3 protein-coding genes and 1 rRNA gene are annotated in these 5423 nt (G+C 49.9%); all 4 read right to left on the bottom strand.

Annotated features, from left to right (window positions below):
- Positions 1-426: ribosomal RNA gene (locus CFERDRAFT_RS11520) — 16S ribosomal RNA — on the bottom strand; the annotation flags it as partial.
- A 379-nt stretch (positions 427-805) separates the two neighbouring features.
- Positions 806-2503 (bottom strand): CTP synthase, encoded by a 1698-nt coding sequence (locus tag CFERDRAFT_RS11515; protein WP_006367398.1) that lies wholly within the window; start codon positions 2501-2503, stop codon positions 806-808.
- 43 nt (positions 2504-2546) lie between these two features.
- Positions 2547-2771, bottom strand: coding sequence for a CDGSH iron-sulfur domain-containing protein (locus CFERDRAFT_RS11510; RefSeq protein WP_006367399.1), 225 nt, complete (start codon positions 2769-2771; stop codon positions 2547-2549).
- 48 nt (positions 2772-2819) lie between these two features.
- Positions 2820-5306: a DNA gyrase subunit A gene (gene gyrA, locus CFERDRAFT_RS11505; RefSeq protein WP_006367397.1), complete on the bottom strand. Its 2487-nt coding sequence runs from the start codon at positions 5304-5306 to the stop codon at positions 2820-2822.
- Positions 5307-5423 lie beyond the last annotated feature (117 nt).

Here is a 5423-nt window from a genome sequence, read left to right as displayed (position 1 = left end):
CTTTACATCCGAAAGAACTTCATCATCCACGCGGCGTTTCTGCGTCAGGCTTTCGCCCATTGCGCAATATTCCTCACTGCTGCCTCCCGTAGGAGTCTGGACCGTGTCTCAGTTCCAATGTGGCTGATCATCCTCTCAGACCAGCTACCCGTCGTAGGCTTGGTAGGCTTTAACCCTGCCAACTACCTGATGGGATATAGGTTCATCCTTTGGCGATAAATCTTTAACAACATAACCATGCGGTTCCGCTGCATCATCTGGTATTGTCCCCGATTTCTCGGGGTTATCCCAGTCCAAAGGGCAGATTACCTATACATTACTCACCCTTGCGCCAAGTACTCACAACCGAAGTTGCTTCCCTTTGACTTGCATGTGTTAGGCACGCCGCCAGCGTTCGTCCTGAGCCAGGATCAAACTCTCCGTTGTAGAGTTTAATCTTGTTTGATCCGGCTAAAAATACCTTGAGTCCGTAGACTCAAAGAAATTGACTTTGGCGTATATTCACTTGACAACAAATTCAAAGAACTTGACCGTATTCGATCAAGGGATGTCAATGTACATCTTTTCAGCTTATCTGCAAAATCTTTCTTCTTTTTCTTTTCCTCCTGCCGGCCTCTCAGCCAACAGCAGAACAGCCTTTTGCATCCTTCGCTTCCCTTAATCTCATTACCGTCAAATAACATGCCATGTTTCAGGCTATCTCCCGACTCTGTCTCCACTTTCGCGCTTCCTTCATCGGGCTCCTAATGTATCACCCCGCACCCTCACTTCCAAACCTTTTCTTAAATAAACAGCACTTTTCTCTTTATTCTCCTGCTTCATTTTCCACGGGCATAAACGATGGCTGTTCAACCGGAAGCTCCATCTGACGCCCCCCCTGAACATACGCTTTGGCTGCCGCCACAAAGCCGTGAAACAGAGGGTGTACTTTCTGCACCCTTGACTTCAACTCGGGATGAAACTGCACCCCGACAAACCAGCGATGATCCTTCAACTCAATAATCTCAACCAGCTCACCGTTCGGCGAAGTGCCGGAAAAGACGAGACCACTCTCCTCAAAGCTGTTGCGATAGGTGTTATTGAACTCAAAGCGATGACGGTGACGTTCGTTGATCAGAAACTTCTGATAAACAGCGTGGGCCATTGAGCCCTCCTTGATAATGCAGGGGTAGCTTCCCAGACGCATCGTTCCTCCCTTCTCCTTCACCTTCTTCTGATGCTCCATAAGGTCGATGACGGGAAAACGGGTACGCTTGTTGAACTCGGTGGAGTTGGCATCCTGCAAGCCGCACACGTTGCGCGCAAACTCTATTGTAGCACACTGCATGCCGAGACAGATACCAAAAAACGGAACGTTCTTCTCCCTGGCATAGCGGATGAAATTGATTTTGCCCTCAATGCCCCGGTCTCCGAAACCGGGAGCCACAAGAATACCGCTGACACCTTCAAGCTCTTTTGAGAGGTTAAATGTGTTGATCTCGGCATCCTCAGCCCGGAGAAGCTTGATATTTACCTTCACATTGTTACTGGCCCCTGCATGAATGAATGCCTCAAGAATCGACTTGTAGGCATCCGGATACTCGGTGTACTTGCCGCAGATACCAATGGTGACCTCTCCCTCCTCCGGGAACTTGACCTTGTTGCAGAACTCACGCCAGTATTCAAGATTCGGCTCCTTGTATTTCTTCAGGCCAAGCTTCTTGAGCACCCGAAGATCAAGCTTTTCCTTGAGCAGCAGCAGAGGAACATCATAGATGGTGTCGCAGTCATTCAGACCGATAACATCGAGATCGTTGACGTTACAGAAGTGACCCACCTTGTTTTTGATTTCGCGTGACAGCGGCTTTTCACTGCGGCAGACAAGTATATCCGGCTGAATTCCGGTTTCGAGCAGCATTTTTACGCTGTGCTGCGTCGGCTTTGTTTTCAGTTCACTGGCCGCCTTGATGTAGGGCACAAAGGTGAGATGGATATTAAGCATGTTGCGATCGCCCATCTCCAGCTTCATCTGGCGCATTGCCTCAAGAAACGGAAGTGACTCGATATCGCCGATCGTGCCACCGATCTCGGTAATAAGGACATCGAGATTGCCGTTTTTGGCAAGCTCGGCCATCCGGTCCTTGATCTCATCAATCACATGGGGAACAACCTGGACCGTTGCGCCAAGGTACTCTCCCCTGCGCTCCTTGTCGATAACCGATTTATAGACCCGTCCCATGGTCAGGTTGGAGGACTGCGAGGTGGATTCATCGAGAAACCGCTCGTAATGACCAAGATCAAGGTCGGTTTCAGCCCCGTCATCGGTCACATAGACCTCTCCATGCTGATAGGGGGACATGGTACCGGGATCCACATTGATATAGGGATCATATTTCTGTATGGCAACTCTCAAGCCGCGTGACTTGAGCAGCATGCCCAATGATGCAGAAAGGATTCCCTTGCCGAGCGAGGAGATCACTCCTCCGGTAACAAAAATATGTTTAACGTTTTTCGGTCGAGCCATGGAATCGTTCGTCGTTGATTTAATAGTAAGATAACCGCATCAGCTACTGCGCACTCTTGTGGGAGCCATCACAGTAAGGCGGATTTGCTGACAGGCCGCAACTGCAAATTGCGACGGTTTTTTCCTCATCAATCTCAACCTTCACCGGATGCAGGCCGCTCCCTTTGTGGGAACCGTCACAGTAGGGAAGATTCTTCGAACTGCTGCATGCACAATAGTACTTTGTGCCCGGCTGCTCTTTGATGATGTAAGGTTTTTTCTGTTCCATAGTTCTGCTCCTGTTTAAGAAAAAATTCGATTCTTCAACAATTCGGCCTCAAACAAACAGATCAATCTGGCCATCTGCATCTTCAATCGGGAAATCACTGTCCCCCTCATCATCACTCTTCGGCACTCTTGCAAGCGCGGAAATTACATCCCCGGCCATCAGTCTGATAAGACGGACTCCTGAAGTGTTCCTTCCTGTGAGGCGGATGTCGGATACATGCTGACGATTGACAATGCCGTGCGTGGTGATGATGATCAGATCATCATCATCATTGACGTCGAGCAAACCGACAAGCGCACCGATCTTTTCATGCGCCTTGAGAGTAATGACCCCTCTTGCACCTCGCCGTGTAAGACGATAGTCCTCCACGCGGCTTCTCTTGCCAAAACCGTTGTCGGTAACAGCAAGCAGGGCCGTATCGAAGCGCTTGGTGGTGACCATTGAAATACATTTTTCACCCTCGTCGAGCGTGATACCCTTGACGCCCATGGCGGTACGGCCCATGGAGCGGATTTCAGCCTCGGCAAAACGAACAACAAAACCGGAGCTCTTGGCCAGGATAATCTGGTGCTCGCCATCGGTCAGACGGGCATCGAGAAGCTCATCATGCTCTTCAATCGTAATGGCGGCAAGGCCGTTGCGCCTTGGATGTGAAAAATCGTCGAGCGGTGTTTTTTTAACAATACCGTTGGTCGTCGCCATAACGATGAAGCCCGGCTCGTCAAAATTGCGGATGTTGATATATGCCCTGATCTTTTCACCAGGCTGAAGCTCCATAATATTGGCCAGAGCCCTGCCCCTTGCCGCTCTTCCTGCCTCGGGAATTTCGTACACTTTAAGCCAGTAGCAACGGCCACGATTGGTGAAGAAGAGAATATAGTTGTGCGTTGAGGCAATAAACATATGCTCGATAAAGTCATCATGCTTGGCCTGTGCACCGGTTACCCCTTGGCCTCCACGGGCCTGACGGCGGTATCCGGAAACCGGAAAGCGCTTGATGAAGCCATCATGGGTAATAGTAATAACCACATCTTCCTGCGCAATCATATCCTCTATGGAGAAATCGCCCTCCTGGGGGACAATCTCTGTGCGACGGGCATCGCCGTAAACCTCTCTGACCTTCAGCAGCTCTTCGCGGATAATCTCCATCTGCTTCTCGGGACTGCTGAGAATAAACTTGAGTGCCTCAATAAGGGCAAGAGTCTCGGTGTACTCCATATCAATCTTTTTTCGCTCCATGCCGGTCAGGCGCTGCAGGCGCATCTCAAGAATGGCCTTAGACTGGAGTTCAGAAAGACCGAAACGCTCCATGAGCTTCTCCTGTGCCGTGTTGGCATCGGGAGACTGGCGGATGGTGGTGATCACCTCATCAAGATTGTCAAGACAGATCTTCAATCCTTCAAGAATATGGGCTCTCTTTTCGGCTGTATCAAGATCGAATTTCGTGCGGCGCAGAACAATCTCATTTCGATGCTTGATGTAGTAGATCATCATCTCTTTGAGATTGAGCACCCTCGGCACACCGTCAACAAGAGCAAGCATGATCACCCCGAAGGTGTCCTGCATAGGCGTATGCTTGTAGAGGTTGTTCAGCACAACCTTGGCTACGGCATCACGCTTCAGCTCTATGACGAGACGCATACCGTCACGGTCGGACTCATCACGGATATCGGCAATGCCTTCAAGCTTTTTATCGTGTACCAGCTCAACAATTTTCTCAATCAGACGCACCTTGTTGACCTGATAGGGCAACTCGGTAACGATTATGGATTCACGCCCGTTTTTCTGGGTAACTTCAACAAGAGCACGGGCACGGATAACCACCTTGCCCCTGCCGGTCATGTAGGCGTTCCGGACACCCTCGTAACCATAAATAATACCTCCTGTCGGAAAATCAGGAGCAATGACAAATTTCATGAGATCGGCAACCTCAAGCTCCGGATTGGCAATCAGGGCAATCATGCCGTCAACAATCTCTCTGAGATTCTGGGGCGGGATGTTGGTTGCCATACCGACTGCGATACCGGATGAACCGTTTGCAAGCAGGTTCGGAATTGCTGAAGGCAGAACAGTCGGCTCCTCAAGGGAGTCATCAAAGTTCAGGGCAAAATCAACGGTACCTTTATCGAGATCTTTCAGCATTTCACCGGCAATGGCCTTCATGCGAACCTCGGTGTATCGCATGGCCGCCGGAGAGTCGCCGTCAACAGAGCCAAAGTTACCCTGGCCGTCAATCAGCGGGTAACGCATGGAGAAGTCCTGTACAAGGCGCACAAGACTGTCATATACGGCTGTATCACCGTGGGGATGGAACTTTCCAAGCACTTCACCGACAATACGGGCTGACTTTTTATGCGGTTTGCCTGCCTGCAGGCCAAGCTCGTGCATGCCGTAAAGTACCCGGCGGTGAACCGGTTTCAGACCGTCCCGAACATCGGGCAGCGCTCGACTGACAATAACCGACATAGAATAATCGAGATAAGAACCCCGCATTTCTTCTTCAATACTGATCGGGAGTATTCTTTCACGCTGCATAGCTAAATCCTGGGAGATAATTGATAGTAATAACTCAACCTCTAAATGTATATAAATCCATCATAATTCTCTCATGATGCAGGCAATTGCAACACGAGAAAGCTTTATAAAATAACG

Source organism: Chlorobium ferrooxidans DSM 13031 (assembly GCF_000168715.1).
Taxonomy (GTDB): domain Bacteria; phylum Bacteroidota; class Chlorobiia; order Chlorobiales; family Chlorobiaceae; genus Chlorobium; species Chlorobium ferrooxidans.
Note: the sequence above shows the minus strand (reverse complement) of the source record. Positions and strands in the feature narration are given on the sequence as shown.